13 protein-coding genes, 1 pseudogene and 1 riboswitch are annotated in these 16,762 nt (G+C 68.0%); of the genes and pseudogenes, 3 read left to right on the forward strand and 11 right to left on the reverse strand.

Annotated features, from left to right (window positions below; translation table 11 throughout):
• From ACH13J_RS16645 to ACH13J_RS16690, 10 genes and pseudogenes are all read right to left on the reverse strand, one after another.
• Window positions 1-640 (reverse strand): annotated as a pseudogene (locus ACH13J_RS16645) (cobalamin biosynthesis protein CobG); the annotation flags it as partial.
• Window positions 637-4,026, reverse strand: a complete 3,390-nt coding sequence (gene cobN / locus ACH13J_RS16650; RefSeq protein ID WP_397544473.1) for a cobaltochelatase subunit CobN — start codon at window positions 4,024-4,026, stop codon at window positions 637-639. The pseudogene ACH13J_RS16645 and the gene cobN, both read right to left, overlap by 4 nt.
• A gap of 45 nt (window positions 4,027-4,071) precedes the next feature.
• Window positions 4,072-5,130 (reverse strand): cobalamin biosynthesis protein CobW, encoded by a 1,059-nt coding sequence (gene cobW, locus ACH13J_RS16655; protein WP_397544474.1) that lies wholly within the window; start codon window positions 5,128-5,130, stop codon window positions 4,072-4,074.
• Between the two features lie 102 nt (window positions 5,131-5,232).
• A riboswitch (cobalamin riboswitch) is annotated at window positions 5,233-5,451 on the reverse strand.
• Between the two features lie 60 nt (window positions 5,452-5,511).
• On the reverse strand, window positions 5,512-5,697 hold the full coding sequence (locus ACH13J_RS16660; RefSeq protein ID WP_397544475.1) for a hypothetical protein: 186 nt from the start codon (window positions 5,695-5,697) through the stop codon (window positions 5,512-5,514).
• 229 nt (window positions 5,698-5,926) lie between these two features.
• On the reverse strand, window positions 5,927-7,231 hold the full coding sequence (locus tag ACH13J_RS16665; protein ID WP_397544476.1) for an ABC transporter permease subunit: 1,305 nt from the start codon (window positions 7,229-7,231) through the stop codon (window positions 5,927-5,929).
• Complete coding sequence (locus ACH13J_RS16670; RefSeq protein WP_397544477.1) at window positions 7,228-8,241, reverse strand: ABC transporter permease subunit; 1,014 nt, start codon at window positions 8,239-8,241, stop codon at window positions 7,228-7,230. Before ACH13J_RS16670 ends, ACH13J_RS16665 begins: the two co-directional genes overlap by 4 nt.
• A gap of 97 nt (window positions 8,242-8,338) precedes the next feature.
• Window positions 8,339-8,749 carry a hypothetical protein gene (locus ACH13J_RS16675; protein WP_397544478.1) on the reverse strand — a complete coding sequence of 137 codons (411 nt, stop codon included), beginning with the start codon at window positions 8,747-8,749 and terminating at the stop codon, window positions 8,339-8,341.
• A 5-nt stretch (window positions 8,750-8,754) separates the two neighbouring features.
• Window positions 8,755-9,582: an ATP-binding cassette domain-containing protein gene (locus tag ACH13J_RS16680; protein ID WP_397544479.1), complete on the reverse strand. Its 828-nt coding sequence runs from the start codon at window positions 9,580-9,582 to the stop codon at window positions 8,755-8,757.
• On the reverse strand, window positions 9,579-10,361 hold the full coding sequence (locus ACH13J_RS16685; RefSeq protein ID WP_397544480.1) for an ATP-binding cassette domain-containing protein: 783 nt from the start codon (window positions 10,359-10,361) through the stop codon (window positions 9,579-9,581). Before ACH13J_RS16685 ends, ACH13J_RS16680 begins: the two co-directional genes overlap by 4 nt.
• A gap of 91 nt (window positions 10,362-10,452) precedes the next feature.
• Complete coding sequence (locus tag ACH13J_RS16690; RefSeq protein WP_397544481.1) at window positions 10,453-11,640, reverse strand: ABC transporter substrate-binding protein; 1,188 nt, start codon at window positions 11,638-11,640, stop codon at window positions 10,453-10,455.
• Between the two features lie 153 nt (window positions 11,641-11,793).
• Between ACH13J_RS16690 and ACH13J_RS16695 the strand changes: the two genes are divergently transcribed.
• Window positions 11,794-12,888 carry a PQQ-dependent sugar dehydrogenase gene (locus ACH13J_RS16695; protein WP_397544482.1) on the forward strand — a complete coding sequence of 365 codons (1,095 nt, stop codon included), beginning with the start codon at window positions 11,794-11,796 and terminating at the stop codon, window positions 12,886-12,888.
• A 78-nt stretch (window positions 12,889-12,966) separates the two neighbouring features.
• On the opposite strand, the gene ACH13J_RS16700 is transcribed toward ACH13J_RS16695, so the two are convergent.
• Complete coding sequence (locus ACH13J_RS16700; RefSeq protein ID WP_397544483.1) at window positions 12,967-13,968, reverse strand: helix-turn-helix domain-containing protein; 1,002 nt, start codon at window positions 13,966-13,968, stop codon at window positions 12,967-12,969.
• A gap of 174 nt (window positions 13,969-14,142) precedes the next feature.
• On the opposite strand from ACH13J_RS16700, the gene ACH13J_RS16705 reads away from it, so the two are divergent.
• Entirely contained in the window at window positions 14,143-15,240 is a 1,098-nt protein-coding gene (locus ACH13J_RS16705) for a CFI-box-CTERM domain-containing protein (protein ID WP_397544484.1), read from the forward strand.
• 33 nt (window positions 15,241-15,273) lie between these two features.
• Window positions 15,274-16,644, forward strand: a complete 1,371-nt coding sequence (locus tag ACH13J_RS16710) for a class II 3-deoxy-7-phosphoheptulonate synthase (RefSeq protein WP_397544485.1) — start codon at window positions 15,274-15,276, stop codon at window positions 16,642-16,644.
• Window positions 16,645-16,762 lie beyond the last annotated feature (118 nt).

Below are 16,762 nucleotides of genomic sequence, written 5' to 3' on the forward strand. Positions count from 1 at the left end.
CGCTTGGGCTGTCCACCGGCTTCGTGGTCGCCTCGACCACTGCCGCCATCCGGCGCCGGGCGCCGGTCCGGTGCCGCGCGAACCACCCGGCCAGCTCTGCCAGGGCTTCCGGTGCGGAGGATTCCGTCACGGCGCGGCCCCGCGGCGCGCCGTCGGCCCGCAGGATGAGCCCGTCTGCGCCCCGCTCGAACCGGAAATCCGCCGAGGCCCCGCGCAAGAGCGGGCGCGGCCCGGTGTCGATGGCGACCCCCACCTTGGCCGGCATCTCCGGCAGCGCCGGTAGCGTCGCGGTCACCGCTCCGGCAAGGCGCGTCGTCAGGTCGCCCGCCACCCAGAACGGCGTGACGGTCATGTTGCGGCGGCTTTCCATGACCGGATCTGCGTCGAGCAGGCCCAACCCGTCGAGTCCGCTCAGCAACGTGCGGTGGTCGTCCTCGGCAACGCCGCGTATCTGCAGATTGGCCCGGTTCGTCAGGTCGATCAGCCCGCTGCCGAAGCGGTCCGCCAGCTCGGCGAGCCCGAACGCCTGCGCCGCTGTCAGCCGCGCCAGCCGGGGCCTCACACGCACGACCAGCCCGTCGCCCGACATCATCGGACGCAGCGCGCCGGGGCAGCGCCCTTTCACCTCCGGCGCACTCATGTGCCTGCCTCGGCGGGCATTCCGTCCCCCAGCCCGGCACGGATGGAGTTGCGCCGCGTCTGCCACAGCCCCGCGCTGTGCAGCGCAGCGAAGCGGTCGCGCATGGCCTGGTGGGCCGAGGGGTTGGCCTGCATGAGGAAACGGTCCGTGTCCGCATCTCCCAGCGTGGCATCGTGGTAGAGGTCGAAAAGGTGCGGCGGCACGGCGTCCGCGAGGTGGGCGAAGGCGGCCATGTGGTCCAGCGTCGCCGCGATTTCGGCCGCGCCGCGGAAGCCGTGCGCGCGCATGCCCGCGATCCACGCCGGATTGGCCGCCCGCGCCTGCACAACGCGCGCGATCTCCTCGGTCAGCGCCCGTGTGCGCGGGCGGCCAGGGTCGGTGTTGTCGAGGTGGTAAAGCGCGGCGCCGCCACCCCCGGCCGCGGCCTGCGCGGCGGCGAACCCGGCCTCGTGCGTGGCATAGTCGGCGGCCAGCAGCAGGTCGGTCTCGGGCAAATCCTGCAGGTGAACGAAACTGTCCGCCGCCGCCACCCGGTCACGCAGACCGTCCGCGTCGTGCGTCGCGCTGTCCCCGTCAAGCGCCCAGGCCGAGGCCTTCAGCCACGCCTCGCCCGCCGCTTGCCGGCCCTCGGCGTCATACTGGTCGGTCGCCCCGGCCATGCCCAGCCCGTAGCTGCCGGGCGCCGGTCCGTAGACGCGCGCCGCCTCTTCGCGGCCGGCATAGGGGTTCCAGTCGGGTGCCTCGTCGCGCGCGGCAAGCGTGCGCACCGCCTGCGCGAACAGCGCCGAGAGCGTGGGGAACACGTCGCGAAACAGGCCGGAGACCCGCAGCGTCACGTCGATGCGCGGGCGGTCGAGTTCGGCAATGGGCAGCACCTCGACACCCGAGACCCGCTCGCTGCCCGCGTCCCAGACCGGCCGCACCCCCAGCAGGTGCAACGCCATGGCGAATTCCTCGCCGGCGGTTCGCATGGTCGCCGATCCCCACAGATCGACCACCAGATTGCGGGGCCAGTCGCCATGATCCTGCAGGTGGCGGCGTACAAGGTCCTCGGCCAGCCGCGTGCCCTGCGCGTGGGCGGCTCGGGTGGGCACGGCGCGCGGGTCGGTGGTGAAGAGGTTGCGCCCCGTCGGCAGCACGTCCGTTCGCCCGCGATAGGGCGAACCCGAGGGGCCGGCGGCGATGCGCCGCCCGTCGAGCGCGTCCAGCAGCGACGTCCGCTCGCCCCGCAGGGAATCGCCGGTGGCGAAGGGCGCCGCATCCACCATGTCTGCCCGGGCGCGCGCCCAGACATGCAGCCCCTCGCCGAACTGGCTCTCCTTGACGTCGCAGACGAAGCGGTCGATCCGGGTGATCGCCTCGGCGCTGCAGGCGGCGCGGTCGAGGCCCAGGTCATCCTCCACCCCGAGCGATTGCGCCTCCGTGCGGATGTCTGATTGAAGCCGGTCGCGGCGGCGCGGATCGAGCCCGTCGGCGTTGGAGAACTCGTCGAGCAGCGCCTCCAGCCGCGCCAGCCGGTCCGGCGTGCCGCTGCGGCGCATCGGCGGCGGAATATGGCCGAGCGTGACCGCCCCGATCCGGCGCTTGGCCTGCGCGGCCTCGCCGGGGTCATTGACGATGAAGGGATAGATGACCGGCAGGCTGCCGGTCAGCACCTCGGGCCAGCACGTCCCTGACAGGGCCACCGACTTGCCCGGCAGCCATTCCAGCGTGCCGTGCGCCCCGACATGCACCAGCGCGTCCACCCGCCCCCCGAGCCAGAGATAGAAGGCCACATAGGCGTGCCGGGGCGTGCGCGACAGGTCGTGATAGTCGTCCTCGCGCGTCTGTGCCATGCCGCGCTCGGGCTGCAGGGCCACGATCGCGTTGCCCAGTGCCAGCGCGGCGAAACGGAACGCGCCGTCGATACAGTCGGGGTCATCCTCCGGCCGGCCCCATGTGCGGGTCAACGCATCGCGCAGCGCCCGCGGGAGCGATTCCAGCGCCGCCTTGTAGGCGGCCACGTCCCATGTCGTCTCCCGCGCGAGCAGCGCCTGTTCCAGCGCCGCCGGGGCGTCGTCCACCCTGTACCCGGCCTGCCGCAGGTCATCGAGGATGGCCCGGGCCGAGGCCGGCGCATCGAGCCCCACCGCGTGCCCCATGTTCCAGTCCTTGCCGGGATAGGTGGACATCACCAGCGCCACGCGCCGCGCTGCCGCCGGCGTGCCGGCAAGCCGCAGCCAGCCATCGATCCGTGCCGCCGCGGCCGCGACGCGGTCGGCCTCGGGGCGATGCGCCGTGCGGGCGAACTGCAGGTGCGGGTCGGGCGCCTGCCGGTCCTTGAACGACACGACCCCGGCCATGATCCGCCCGTCCACCTCCGGCAGCACCACGTGCATCGCCAGATCTGCGGGCGACAGGCCGCGCTCGGCCTCGGCCCAGGCGTCCCGCCCGGCCGTGGACAGCGCCACCTGGAAAACCGGCACCTCCGCCGCGTCCAGCGGCGATGTGCCCGCGTCGCCCTTGCCCGAGAAGGCGGTGGCGTTGACGATCGCCGCGGGCGCGTGCGCGGCCACCTGCCGGCGCAGCCAGCCCGCCGCGTCCGGCGCCTTGAGCGAGGGCGCAAACAGCGCCGCGGTGTCATATCCCTTGTCACGCAAGGCCCCCATCAGCGCCTCGACGGGCCCGAGATCCGCCGAGACGAGGTAGGAGCGGTAGAAGACCACCAGAACCCGGGGTGTCTTCTGGCCTGAAATATCCTCGGGGGGGCTCGGCGCAGCCGAGCGGGGGGCAGACAGCCCCCCTCTGCCGCCGGACATGACCGCCACGGCCGGGCAGCACACCCCGTCTTCCGGCGTCCATGCGCCCACCGGTGGCAACGCCTTGGCCCCGCGCACCGGCCCGGCATAGAGCCCCGCGGCCAGCGCCATCTGCGACAATGCTGACTGCGCGGCCACCACGCCACCTGTATCGCACAGGTGCTGCAGCCGCCGCAGGGTCGACCGCGGCACCGTGGAATACGCGTCGAGCTGGGGGTCGTCCCGGCCGTCCGCGGGCAGCACGGCGAGGGCAATGCCCCGCGCCTCGGACAGCGCGCGGACCTGTTCCAGCCCGTAAGCCCAGTAGGGCACGCCGCCGATCAGCCGGATCAGGATGCCGCGGGCACCCGCAAGCGTCTGCTCGACGTATGTGTCCACGGACAAGGGGTGCTTGAGCGCCGCGAGGTTGGCCAGCCGAAGGCCGGGCAGCCGCCCCTGCACCCCGCCGCCGCGATGCCACGCGTCGGCGAACGCACCGAGATCGCTGTCCGAGAACGACAGCACGACGAGATCCGCAGGGTCCTGTCCGAGGTCTACGGGGGTCTCCGTCTCGTCGAGCCCGTGGCTTTCGCGAAAGATGACGTGCATGGCGGGCGGTCCGTGCGGATGGCGGGGCGTGGCCCCGGCGCGGTGTTACTCTGCGGGCTGGCCGGCCAGCGCGCCAAAGGCCGCGTGGATCGTCTCCGGCCGGATGTCGTCATGTTCGGCAATGACCACGAGGCGCCCCTGCCGCGGCTCACCGGGCTTCCAGGGGCGGTCGTACTGGTGGCGTACGCGCGGGCCGACCGCCTGCACCAGCAGGCGCATGGGCCGCCCCGCGACCGAGGCGTGGCCCTTCACCCGCAGGATGTTGTGGTCGCGCGCCAGCCGCTCGATCGCGCCGACCAGATCGGCGGGGTCGGCCAGCTCGGGCAAATCCACGACGATGGAGTCGAAATCCTCGTGATCGTGGTCATGGGGTTCGTCATGGTGCGAGGGGCGGGCGGCCATGTCGTCCTCGGCGGCGGCCTCCAGCCCGAGGATCACGCGCGGGTCGATGACGCCCTCGGCGACCTCGACCACGGGCAGGGGGCGCGGGGCCTGGGCGGCCACGGCCTGCTTGGCCTTGGCCACGCCTTCTGGTCCGGCAAGGTCGGGCTTGGTCAGCAGCACGATGTCGGCACAGGCGATCTGGTCCTCGAAAACCTCCGAGAGGGGCGTTTCGTGGTCGAGGCTGTCATCGGCGGCGCGCTGCGCGTCCACCGCGGCCACGTCGGGTGCGAAGCGGCCCGCGGCCACGGCCTCGGCGTCGGCCAGCGCGATCACCCCGTCCACGGTGATGCGCGAACGGATGTCGGGCCAGTCGAACGCCTTGAGCAGCGGTTTCGGCAACGCCAGGCCAGAGGTTTCGATCAGGATGTGGTCCGGGCGCGGGTCCAGCGCCATCAGCGACTCGATCGTGGGAATGAAGTCATCGGCCACGGTGCAGCAGATGCAGCCATTGGCCAGTTCCATGATGTTCTCGGCCGGACAGTCGGGGATGGCGCACCCCTTGAGGATCTCGCCGTCGACGCCCACGTCGCCGAACTCGTTGACCACCACGGCCAGCCGTCGGCCGCCGGGGTTTTCCATGAGGTTGCGGATCAGGGTCGTCTTGCCGGAGCCGAGAAAACCGGTGATCACGGTGACGGGCAGTTTGGCGAGGTCGGGCATCGGTCAGCCTCCGGTGCGTATGCTGTGTCAGGGACGGGGCGGCAAACCGGGCAGGGCCCCCTTGGGCGGGCCAACATCCCGACCCCGGCACACCCCGTCCGGCGAGTCGTCATGTCGCTGGCAGGTCTCCCGGCTTGCGGATCCCGGCCGCCTTGGGTGGCGGCCAACGGTCGCCCGGCCTTCCCGACCCGTTGGGCCAGTGGCGCTGCGGACGGCCTCTCCGGTCACGGTCGCGGGGGCGGCTGTGCTTGACCCGGGAGGCCGGGCTGGCACATTCCCTCTTCGCCTGTCTGGACAGGAACCAGCACAAATCTAATGATCCCGAAGGGCGGTGTTTGTCAAGCGACAGTGGCACGCGCGCCGGTGCCATTCGTCATGCCGTCAGTCGGCGCCGCTGTCGTGGACAGTGACCCCGTCCATTACCCGGCTGCCGAGATCGATCACGCCCATCTGGGCCGCGCTGACACTTGAGACCCCGAGTACCACGACCGCCGCCGTCAGCGTGACCCAGTCGACGCTGGCAGCGCCGGACGCGTCTCGGGTGAAAAGGCAGATCAGCTTGGTCATGGTCGGAACGCTCCGGCGTTTACAGGCACGGGCCGGCCATGGCCGTCCCGGCGCGGACAAGGGTTCGGTGGGATTGCGGCGATATTGTGACCCTGTCCGGGATTGCCGTGCATTTCGTTCAACCATGGCGGTATTGTCCCGCACAGGCCGTCAATCAGCTCGCCTGGCCGGATTGGCCATGACACGGAAACACGCGGTATGGGGCCGAACGCCCGATTCGGTTGCGCGTCTATTTCTCGGGGATCAGTCCACGCGGGCTGAAGCGCAGGACGAGGATCAGGATCAGCCCCATGGTCAGCAGCCGCATGTGTGCCGCGCTGTCCAGCAGGTGCGCCTTGAGCGCGCTGCCCTCGGCCATCGGCGCGGTCACCACGCTCATCAGCCAGTGGCCGACCGGTTCGACCTGCACCCAGCAGAACCAGATCAGAAAGCCCCCGAGCACGGCGCCGAAATTGTTGCCCGACCCGCCCACGATCACCATCACCCAGATCAGGAAGGTGAAGCGCAGCGGCTGGTAGGCGGTGGGGATGAGCTGGCCGTCGAGCGTCGTCATCATCGCCCCGGCGATACCGCAACATGCCGAGCCAAGGATGAATACCTGCAGGTGGCGCCGGGTGACATCCTTGCCCATCGCCTCGGACGCCGTTTCGTTGTCACGGATCGCACGCATCATCCGGCCCCACGGGCTGTTGAGCGCCAGCTGCGCCAGCACGAGAATGATAACGAGCGCGACGGCAAAAAGCGCGGCGTAGCTGAGCTTGATATACAGCGAAGAGGCCGTGACCGGGTCAAGGCCGAGACCCGCGGCCGTCTCGACGAAGCCGGGGTCGTTCTGCAGGTCGCGCTCGTAGGGCACGGGCCGCGGCAGTCCCGAAACGTTCTTGACGCCGCGCGACAGCCAATCCTCGTTCTTGAGAACGGCGAGAATGATTTCCGCGATGCCGAGCGTGGCAATGGCGAGGTAGTCGGAACGCAGGCCGAGCGCGGCCTTGCCGATGATCCATGCGGCACCGGCCGCCAGCAATCCGCCCACCGGCCATGATAGCAGGATCGGCAGGCCAAGACCGCCCAGATACCCGGTGCCCGCGGGGTTGACGTCCTCGACCGCCTCGACGCCGGGGTCGAACACCCAGCGGTACAGAAAGAAGCCGCCGACAAGCACCGCCACGACCGTGATCGTGCGCAGGCGCGACGGCGCCATGCGGCGCAGCACCAGCGTTGCGGCCACGATGACGCCCGCGCCGGTGGCCAGCCCGACCATGACCCGGGCGCCACCGGCGGCCCACGCGTCCACGGTGGGTGGCATCGACACCAGCACGGCGGCCAGACCGCCAAGCGCGACGAACCCCATCACGCCCACGTTGAAAAGACCCGCGAACCCCCATTGCAGGTTCACGCCCATCGACATGATGGCCGACACAAGCCCCATGTTGAGGATGAGCAGCGCCGTTGACCAGCTCTGCACGAATCCCGTCAGCAGGATCAGTGTCGCGACCAGCGCGAAAAGGGAGACGTTCCTGGTGATCTCGCTCATACCGCTTTCCCCCGGAAGAGGCCCGTGGGCCGGAATATCAGGACGATCAGAAGGATGACGAAGCTGACGGCGAACTTGTAGTCGGTGGACAGCAGTTGCACGAGCCCCGAAGGCTCGAGCGCCTCAGGCAACAGGTAGCCCAGAACCTTTTTCCACGCATAGGTGATCATCACCTCGGAAAAGGCGATGACGAAGCCCCCGGCGATGGCGCCCAGCGGGCTGCCCAGCCCGCCCACGATCGCCGAGGCGAATATGGGCAGCAAAAGCTGGAAGTAGGTGAACGGCTTGAAGCTCTTGTCTAGGCCGTAAAGAACCCCCGCGACGGTGGCCAGCGCCGCAACGAGCAGCCACGTGACCATCACCACCCGGTCCGGGTTGATGCCCGACAGCAACGCGAGATCCTCGTTGTCGGAAAAGGCCCGCATGGACTTGCCCGTGCGGGTGCGGTTGAGAAACCAGAACAGCAGCGCCACAACGATCACCGCCGTGACGACGGTCAACCCCTGCGTGGTCTTGAGCGCCAGCCCCTCGTCGAGGCCCGTCATCTGCTTGAACTCGCGCGCGGTGATGATGAAACGCTCCCCGTCGGCGAAACGCTGTTCCCCGGGTCCGATGATGAAGCGCACGAGGCCGTTGAGCACGAACATCACCCCGATGGATACGATGACGAGGATCACGGGCTTGGCCCTTTGCCGCCGGTAGAACCGGAACACCGCCTTGTCCGTGAACAGCAGCAACCCCATGCAGAAAAGGATGCCCACCGGTAGCGCCAGCAACGCGGTCGGTAACGGTCCCAGCCCGATGCCTGCCGCCTGCAACCACCACGTGACGAGGATCGTCACCATCGTGCCGAAGGCCATCGTATCGCCGTGGGCGAAGTTGGAAAACCTCAGGATGCCGTAAACCAGCGTCACTCCGAGCGCGCCAAGCGCCAACTGGCTCCCATAGGCGATAGCGGGCACGAGCACGAAGTTGGACAGGGCCACGACGGCGTTGAGAAGGTCTGTCATGCACGTCCTCCCCTTGGCCGCGCAACACGCCCGCTGGCCGGCGCCGACGTGTCGGGAACCGGGGGCGCTCCCGCGGCTTCATCCACGGTGACGGCATTCATGCCGGCTGTCCCCCCTTTTCACAGCGTCCCGTCCTGTAGGTCTTGCCGCGCGATCCGCCGGGACCGCTGGCAAACACCTCGCCGTCGGAGGCAACGATGATCTCCGTCTCGTCGCGGAGGGTGTAGATCCGCGCCGCGCCCTCGCTCTTCACCTCAAGCGGGCGGGACGGCGGCCGCCCCGCCTCGAGCAGCAACACGTTTCGGCGTCGTCCCTGCTGCCGCTGGAGCGCGAAGCGCCACGGCGCGGCGGTCCCGTCGCCGGTGAGGGTGCAGGTCCAGATATAGCTTTGATCCAGCGCGGCAAGCATGGCATCGTGGTCAGCGCCCGTTGGGGGGCGGGGCGGCTCTGCCCCGCCGCACCCGGCCAGAAGAGCCGCTGCCGCGGCGGTGTGAAGGAACCCTCGCATCTCCATCATCCCCCCAGAAAACTCTGGCGCACCTCCGCGTCGGCCAGCAATTCCTTGCCCGTGCCGGTGTGCGCGTTGCGCCCCTGAACCATGACATACCCCTTGTCGGCGATCTCCAGCGCCTGCCGGGCATTCTGCTCGACCATCAGTATCGGGATCCCGGTGCGGCTGACCTCGATGATCCGGTCGAAAAGTTCGTCCATCACGATGGGGCTGACGCCCGCCGTCGGTTCGTCAAGCATCAGAACCTTGGGTTCGGTCATCAGGGCCCGACCGACCGCCACCTGCTGGCGCTGCCCGCCAGAGAGTTCACCTGCGGGCTGGCGTCGTTTTTCCCGCAGGATCGGGAACAGGTCATAGACCTGCTCCATCGTGCCGGAAATGTCATCGGTGCGGATGAATGCCCCCATCTCGAGGTTTTCCTCGACCGTCATCGTGGTGAATATGTTGTTGTTTTGCGGCACGAAGCCCATGCCCTGCGGCACCCGGGCCTGCGGGCTGAGCCCGGTGATGTCCACGCCGTCGAGCCGCACGCGGCCCTCGCGCAGGTGAAGCATTCCGAACAGCGCCTTCATTGCCGTCGACTTGCCGGCGCCGTTGGGGCCGACGATCACCGCGATCTCGCCGCGGTCCACCGCGATGGTACAATCGTGCAGGATGTCCGGCCCGGACTTGCCGTACCCGCCGGTCATGTGTTCGCCGGTCAGGAACGCGCCGCCCGGCGCGGGCTCGGCCTCCCGGCCGTCGCGCAAGGGCAATTCTCCCGCCCCGGCAGGGTTGGTGATCGTCCGGTCCTTGTTGCCCCTGTCATCGCGGTAGGGATTGCCGGTCATGTGCCAAGGGCCTCCTTGTTCTTGAGCCCGGTGCCCAGATACGCCTCGATGACCTGCTCGTTGGCCTTGATCTCGTCCAGCGTGCCCTCGGCCAGCACCTTTCCCTCGGCCATGCAGATAACCGGGTCGCAGATGCGGCCGATGAAATCCATGTCATGCTCGATCACCACGAAGGTGTAACCGCGCTCGCGGTTGAGTTGCAGGATGGCCTCAGCGATCGTGTTCAGCAGCGTACGGTTCACCCCGGCGCCGACCTCGTCGAGAAAGACGATCCGCGCGTCGGTCATCATGGTGCGCCCGAGTTCCAGCAGCTTCTTCTGTCCTCCCGACACCTCGCCCGCCTTTTGCTCGGCAAGGTGCGAGATGGTGAGAAACTCGAGCACTTCGTCGGCCTTCGCACGCAGGGCGCGTTCTTCCTCGGCGATGCGGCGGCGGCCGAACCACGTGTTCCACAGCCGCTCGCCCGACTGGCTGCCGGGCACCATCATCAGGTTTTCCCGGCAGGTCATCGATGCGAATTCGTGCGCGATCTGGAATGTGCGCAGAAGCCCCTTGTGGAACAGCGTGTGCGGCGGCAGGCCGGTGATGTCCTCCCCGGCCATGGTCACCCGGCCCGAGGTCGGTTTAAGAACGCCTGCTATCACGTTGAAAAGGGTTGTCTTTCCGGCACCGTTTGGCCCGATCAGCCCGGTTATGGTGCCCGCGCGCACCTCAAGGCTGGCGCCATCGACGGCGTGGAAACCCCCGAAATGCTTGTGAACGTCCTCCACGACGATCATCGCTGTCCCCCGCGGGGCGTTGCCCCGGTTCTTGATATTGGACCGGCCCCGTCATGATCCGGGGCCGGCCAGTCCGTGCATGCGGCGGGGATCAGCGGTACTGAACCGTGGTGATCTCGCCGTCCTCGAAAATGATCTCGCGGTAGTTGCCGGCCGATTCGCCCGGGCCGATCAGCTCGACCGCGGTTGCGCCGACGTAGTCGATGTCGCCGCCATCGGCAATGATCTCGAGCGCCTTGCCCAGCTCGCCGGGAAAGATCTTCTCGCCCGGGGCGTTGGCCACGTCCATCACGTGCCCCTTGTAGTCGGCCGACTCGGGCGATCCGGCGGCCTGCATCGCAAGCATCATCAGCGCCGCCGCATCATAGCTTTCAGGCGCGAAGGGCGAGGTCGCCTCGAAGCTGTCGCCGACCATTTCCTGGAACTTCGCCTTTCCGGGGCTGTCGGTGCCGGGGTGCTGGCCGGTCGAGCCGTCGATCGCGGAGCCGAAATTTTCCTCCAGCGCGGTGCCGATCATGCCGTCGGGGAAATGGAACGTGTCGAAGGCACCGGTATCCAGCGCCGCGCGCACGACGCCGCTGCCGCCCTGGTCGACATAGCCCGCGACAACCAACCTGTCGCCGCCGGCGGAGGCCAGCGCGCCCACCTCTGCAGAGTAGTCGGCCTTGCCGTCCTCGTGGGCGGCGTTGATCGTCACGGTGCCGCCCATCTCCTCGTAGGCCGATGCGAAGCTGTCTGCCAGACCCTTGCCGTAGTCGTTGTTGGTGTAGGTAACGGCCACTTCCTCGATCCCGCGCTCCATCAGGATCTTGGCCATCACCTCGCCCTGCCGCGCGTCCGACGGGGCCGTGCGGAAGAACAGCCCGTCATCCTCGGCGGTCGAGAGCGCGGGCGAGGTCGCCGACGGCGAGATCATGACCACACCGTTGGGCACCGCCACGTTGCTGAGCACCGCGCCGGTCACGCCCGAACAGTCCGCGCCCATGATGCCCTTGACGCCCTCCGACGTGACGAGCCGCTCGGCCGCGGTGGTTGCGGCCCCTGAATCGATGCAGGTAGAGTCCGCACGGACTGGTTCCACCATTTTGCCGTCCAGCAGGTTGCCGCTTTCGGACACTTCCTCCATGGCCATCTCGGCGGCCGCGGCCATGTGCGGCGTCAGTGACTCGATGGGGCCGGTGAAGCCCAGCACGATACCGATCTTGACGGCGTGATCGTCTGCCGCGGCCGTGCCCGCCGCCAGCGCCAGTGCGGTGGTGGATACCAGAAGCTTTCTCATCTGTGTCTCTCCCTGTGTATGCGTATTCCGGTGCGGAGCGTATTTCACTGAGTATGAAAAGCAAGGCATAACGCCGCCCGCGGTTTGACCCGACGCCTCGGCGTCCCCACGTAGGGGCATGACCGCGCGAAACCACGCAGGGAGACGCCGTAAATGACCATCAGACCTGTCCTGTCCGCCATCGTGTCGTGCTGGCTGATGTCCGGCATGGCGGCCGCGCTCGACAGCAGCGCGGGCGCGTTGACCGCCACCCGGGTCGCCGACGGGCTGGACCAGCCCTGGGCGATGGGTTTCCTTCCCGACGGCGACATTCTTGTAACGGAGCGCGGCGGGCGGCTGTGGCGGCTATCGGATGGCAAGCGCCGCGCCGTTGCGGGCGTTGGCGAGATCTGGGCGCGCGGGCAGGGCGGATTGCTCGACGTTCTGGTGCCGCGGGATTTCGCGAAGACCCGCACGTTGTTCTTCACCTTCGCCAAGCCGCAGCCCGGCGGCGCGGGCACGGCCGTGGCGCGCGCGCGGCTGACCGCGGACGGCGCCCGGCTGGCGGACTGGACGGTGATCTGGGAGATGGAGACCGGCACCACCGGCGGGCGGCATTTCGGCTCGCGCCTTGTCGAGGCGCCGGACGGCACGCTCTTCGTCACCGTGGGCGAGCGTGGCGACCGTCCCTCCGCGCAGGATCTTGCGCGTGCCGGCGGGTCGGTCCTGCGCATCGACCGCGACGGGCGTGCGCCGCTCGACAACCCGTTTCGTGACGATCCGGTGGCACAGCCGGAAATCTGGTCGTATGGCCACCGCAACCCGCAGGGCGCCACGCTTGACGCACAGGGCAATCTCTGGGTCGTCGAGCACGGCGCGCGCGGCGGTGACGAGGTGAACCGTGTCCTCAAGGGCGCCAATTACGGCTGGCCGGTGATTTCCTATGGCAGGCATTATTCGGGCGCCAAGATCGGCGAGGGCACGCACAAAGCGGGAATGGAGCAACCCCAGTTCTACTGGGATCCCTCCATCGCGCCGTCCGGCATGATGATCTATTCCGGCGCCCTGTGGCCCGAATGGGAGGGCGACATTTTTGTCGGCTCGCTGAAGTTCGACCTCATCTCGCGCCTGTCGGGCGACCCGCTGCAGGAGGCCGAGCGCATCAGCGGGCCGCAAACGCAGCGCGTGCGCGCCGTGGCGGAGGGGCCGGAGGGCGGGATCTGGTTTCTTTCGGTCGGACAGGGGGCGCTCTACCGCCTGACGCCGTGAGCGGCGCCGAAACCTTGCAAAGATTTCGGGCCGCTTTCTTGTCAAGAAAGCGACGCGCCCGGGCGCCGCGGGCCGGGCTCACACCGACAGCCGCGAGGCGTGCGCGCCGCGTTCGCGATAGGGCGTGGTGTTGTAGTGCGCCCGGTAGCACTTGGAAAAATGCGACGGCGAGGCGAACCCGCAGGCCAGCGCCACGTTGATCACGGTCATGTCGGTCTGCATCAGCAGGTTGCGCGCCTTTTGCAGCCTGAGTTCCATGTAGTAACGCTTGGGGCTGCGGTTGAGGTAGCGACGGAACAGCCGTTCCAGCTGGCGGGTGGACATGCCCACGTCCTTGGCCAGTATCGCGGGGCTGATCGGCTCCTCGATGTTGGCCTCCATCATCTGGATGACCTGGCTCAGCTTGGGATGGCGCACCCCGATGCGGGTGGGCACGCTGAGCCGCTGCGTGTCCTGGTCGGTTCGGATGGAGGCATAGATCATCTGGTCGGCCACCGCGTTGGCCAATTCGTCGCCGTGGTCGTTGGCGATGACCTTGAGCATCAGGTCGATCGATGACGTGCCACCGGCGGTGGACATGCGGTTGCCGTCGATCACGAAAACCGACTTGGTCAGTTCCACCTCGTCGAATTCCTCGGCGAAGCTGTCCTGGTTTTCCCAGTGGATCGTGGCCTTCTTGCCGTCCAGCAGCCCGGCTCTGGCCAGCACGTAGGCGGCGGTGCACAGCCCGCCGGTGACCAGCCCCTTGCGCGCCTCGCGACGCAGCCAGTTGAGCAGACGCTTGCTCGTCGCGGCCTGAACGTCCGCGCCCCCGCAGAGGATGACCACGTCATCACGGCTGAGCTCGCCCAACGGCATGTCGATCTGGAACCGGGTGCCCGAGGAACATTCGACCATCTCTTCCGTTTCGGCGGTCGTCACCCAGGTGTAAAGCGTCTGACCGGCCATGCGGTTGGCCACGCGCAGGCAATCCAGCGCGGCGGCGAAACTGAGCAAGGAGAAATTCCTGAGCAGGACGAAGACGAAGCGCTTGGGCGCGCCCGGCGCCTTGACCTCGACTTTTCCCTTTTCCGGCTGCATTGCGGCGACTCTCCGCGGCGTTGTTCCCCAGTCCTGCGTCTATCCATCAAACGGCCCATTTTGGCAAGCCCGTCCGACTTGATCTATCGCGTGGGCGGCGGTTAGCTTTTCGGGGTGGGGCAGCGCCGCTTTGCGGTTCGCGGGGGCTGGCCGGGTTGACAGGGGGGAGGAAAGATGAGCCTCGATCGCAGAACTTTTTCGAAACTCGTTCTCGGAGCCGGGGCAGCCGCGCCTTTGCCTGCATTGGCCTACAACGATGCGGCATGCACCCGCAGCCGCAGGGTCAACGAATGGCTGTTCGAGGCCAGCTACACCGTATGGGTGGATGACGGCGAGGACCCCGAGCAGTCGCTCGTAATCAGCTACCGCCACGAACCGACGTCGCTGTTGCTCAAGCAAAGGCAGCGCGACGGCGACGAATACTTTCGTATCGACGGCACGGACCCGATGTTCGACACGCCGCGCCTGACGGAATTGTTCAACGCCACGCCCAAGACGAAGGACGACGACGAATATGTCTCGGAGGGCAAGGCATGGCTCGGTGTCCAAGGGATCGAAAAAGAAATGAACTGGTGGATGGGCGGCAAGATTCACCGCAAGATCGAACCCGACGATACCGGCGGGCCGCCCTCGAAGAGAACGCAAGACACGCGCTTTCTTCCCGAGTCGGCGCATGTCGAGAAACTCATGAAGATGCTGGCGCGCCATCCCGAGGATACGGTGGAACTTGTCAGCTACTTTTCGTCCGACGCCGCCGGCGACGTGGAACTCATGCGAAAGCCCATGTCGATCAACGGCTACAAGCAGTTCATCGGCAACCTCGGCTCCTTGCTTTCGGATCTGCAGCGAACGGCCGATCCCGAGCGCTGCGAGAGGGAAGAAAGCTGCTTTCTCACCACCGCTTGCTGCGACGCGTTCGGCCGGCCCGATGACGGGTTCGAACTGTCCACGCTGCGCCGCTTCCGCGATGGCTGGCTCGCACGGCAACCCGGCGGGGCGGAGGAAATCGAAACCTATTACCGCATCGCGCCACACATCTGCGCGGCGATCGGGGCCGATCCGCGGGGCCGCCACGAGTTGCGTCGCATCTATGGGGCGACGGTACTGCCTTGCGTCGTGCTGGTCCGCCTCGGCCTGAGACAGCCGGCGCGCAGCCTGTATCGCCGGCTGGTCAAGCGGTTGCAGACGAAATACGGCGTGTCAGACTCCCGCGACGCCGCTGGCGCGGAGCCGGACATCGTCTCTGGCATCCCGGGCGCGCGTCTTGTATAGACGTGATCCGAGTTTCGAGCGCGGAGACAGATCATGACCGACTGGCACAAGTCCGACTGGCGCAGCAAGCCCCGGGTGCAGATGCCCGATTACACCGATGCCGCCGCGCTTGAGGCGGTCGAGGCGCGGTTGTCGCAGTACCCGCCGCTGGTTTTCGCGGGCGAGGCGCGGCGCCTGAAACGTCAGCTCGGCGCGGCGGCCCGCGGTGAGGCATTCCTGTTGCAGGGCGGTGATTGCGCCGAGGCCTTCGACCAGTTCTCGGCAGACGCGATCCGCGACACCTTCAAGGTGATGCTGCAGATGGCGATGGTGCTGACCTACGGCGCCAAGGTGCCGGTCGTGAAGGTGGGCCGGATGGCCGGGCAGTTCGCCAAGCCGCGCTCGGCCCCGACGGAAGTCATGGATGGCGTGGAACTTCCCAGCTATCGCGGCGACATCATCAACGAGCTGGCCTTCACGCCGGACGCACGCACTCCCGATCCCGAAAAGATGCTCGAGGCCTACACCCAGGCGGCGGCGACACTGAACCTGCTGCGCGCCTTCTCCACCGGCGGCTACGCCGACGTTCACCAGGTGCATTCCTGGACCCTGGGATTCACCGAGGGCGAGAAGGCCGAACGCTACCGCGACATGGCCAACCGGATCACCGACACGCTGGACTTCATGAAGGCGGCCGGTGTGGTCAGCGACAACGCCCCGACGCTGCAATCGGTGGATTTCTATACCAGCCACGAGGCGCTGTTGCTGGAATACGAGGAGGCGCTGACGCGGCTGGACTCGACCTCTGGCAAGTGGCTGGCCGGCTCCGGTCACATGATCTGGATCGGCGACCGCACGCGCCAGCCGGACGGGGCGCACGTGGAGTACGCGCGCGGCGTGCTCAACCCCGTGGGGCTGAAATGCGGCCCGACGATGGAGGCCGACGACCTCAAGCGTCTTCTCGAAAAGCTCAACCCGGAAAACGAGGCCGGGCGTCTGACCCTGATCGCGCGCTTTGGCGCCGGCAAGGCGGGCGAGCATCTGCCACGGCTCATCCGGACGGTGCGCGAGGAGGGCGCAAATGTCGTCTGGGTGTGCGACCCCATGCACGGCAACACGATCAAGTCCGGTTCGGGCTACAAGACGCGGCCGTTCGATGCCGTGCTGCGCGAGGTACAGGACTTCTTTGCCGTGCACCGCGCCGAGGGCACCGTGCCGGGCGGTGTGCATTTCGAGATGACGGGGCAGGACGTGACGGAATGCACCGGTGGCATGCGGGCCATCAGCGAAGAGGATCTCTCGGACCGTTACCACACCGCCTGCGACCCGCGGCTCAACGCTTCGCAATCGCTTGAACTGGCCTTTCTCGTGGCCGAGGAGTTGACGGCGCTGCGCGAGGCGCGCGAACAGGCGCAGGCAGGCTGACGCAAGGCGGCGATGTCGCCGTCGCGGCGGCGCCGGAACCGCCCGGTCAGTCGGATTTCACCAGACGCAGATACGGGCGCCCGGCAGGGGCGCGCGCCGGCGCCGCCCGCGATGGCCG

The sequence above is a fragment of the Roseovarius salis genome (assembly GCF_044472985.1).
Taxonomy (GTDB): Bacteria; Pseudomonadota; Alphaproteobacteria; order Rhodobacterales; family Rhodobacteraceae; genus Roseovarius; species Roseovarius salis.

Excerpts from the sequence above, each read along its gene's own strand:
- ACH13J_RS16670 (WP_397544477.1), bottom strand. The coding sequence starts at position 8,241 with ATGACAGACCTTCTCAACGCCGTCGTGGCCCTGTCCAACTTCGTGCTC.
- cobW (WP_397544474.1), bottom strand. The coding sequence starts at position 5,130 with ATGCCCGACCTCGCCAAACTGCCCGTCACCGTGATCACCGGTTTTCTC.
- ACH13J_RS16675 (WP_397544478.1), bottom strand. The coding sequence starts at position 8,749 with ATGCGAGGGTTCCTTCACACCGCCGCGGCAGCGGCTCTTCTGGCCGGG.
- ACH13J_RS16690 (WP_397544481.1), bottom strand. The coding sequence starts at position 11,640 with ATGAGAAAGCTTCTGGTATCCACCACCGCACTGGCGCTGGCGGCGGGC.
- ACH13J_RS16710 (WP_397544485.1), top strand. The coding sequence starts at position 15,274 with ATGACCGACTGGCACAAGTCCGACTGGCGCAGCAAGCCCCGGGTGCAG.
- ACH13J_RS16660 (WP_397544475.1), bottom strand. The coding sequence starts at position 5,697 with ATGACCAAGCTGATCTGCCTTTTCACCCGAGACGCGTCCGGCGCTGCC.
- ACH13J_RS16685 (WP_397544480.1), bottom strand. The coding sequence starts at position 10,361 with ATGATCGTCGTGGAGGACGTTCACAAGCATTTCGGGGGTTTCCACGCC.
- ACH13J_RS16695 (WP_397544482.1), top strand. The coding sequence starts at position 11,794 with ATGACCATCAGACCTGTCCTGTCCGCCATCGTGTCGTGCTGGCTGATG.
- ACH13J_RS16665 (WP_397544476.1), bottom strand. The coding sequence starts at position 7,231 with ATGAGCGAGATCACCAGGAACGTCTCCCTTTTCGCGCTGGTCGCGACA.
- ACH13J_RS16680 (WP_397544479.1), bottom strand. The coding sequence starts at position 9,582 with ATGACCGGCAATCCCTACCGCGATGACAGGGGCAACAAGGACCGGACG.
- cobN (WP_397544473.1), bottom strand. The coding sequence starts at position 4,026 with ATGCACGTCATCTTTCGCGAAAGCCACGGGCTCGACGAGACGGAGACC.
- ACH13J_RS16705 (WP_397544484.1), top strand. The coding sequence starts at position 14,143 with ATGAGCCTCGATCGCAGAACTTTTTCGAAACTCGTTCTCGGAGCCGGG.
- ACH13J_RS16700 (WP_397544483.1), bottom strand. The coding sequence starts at position 13,968 with ATGCAGCCGGAAAAGGGAAAAGTCGAGGTCAAGGCGCCGGGCGCGCCC.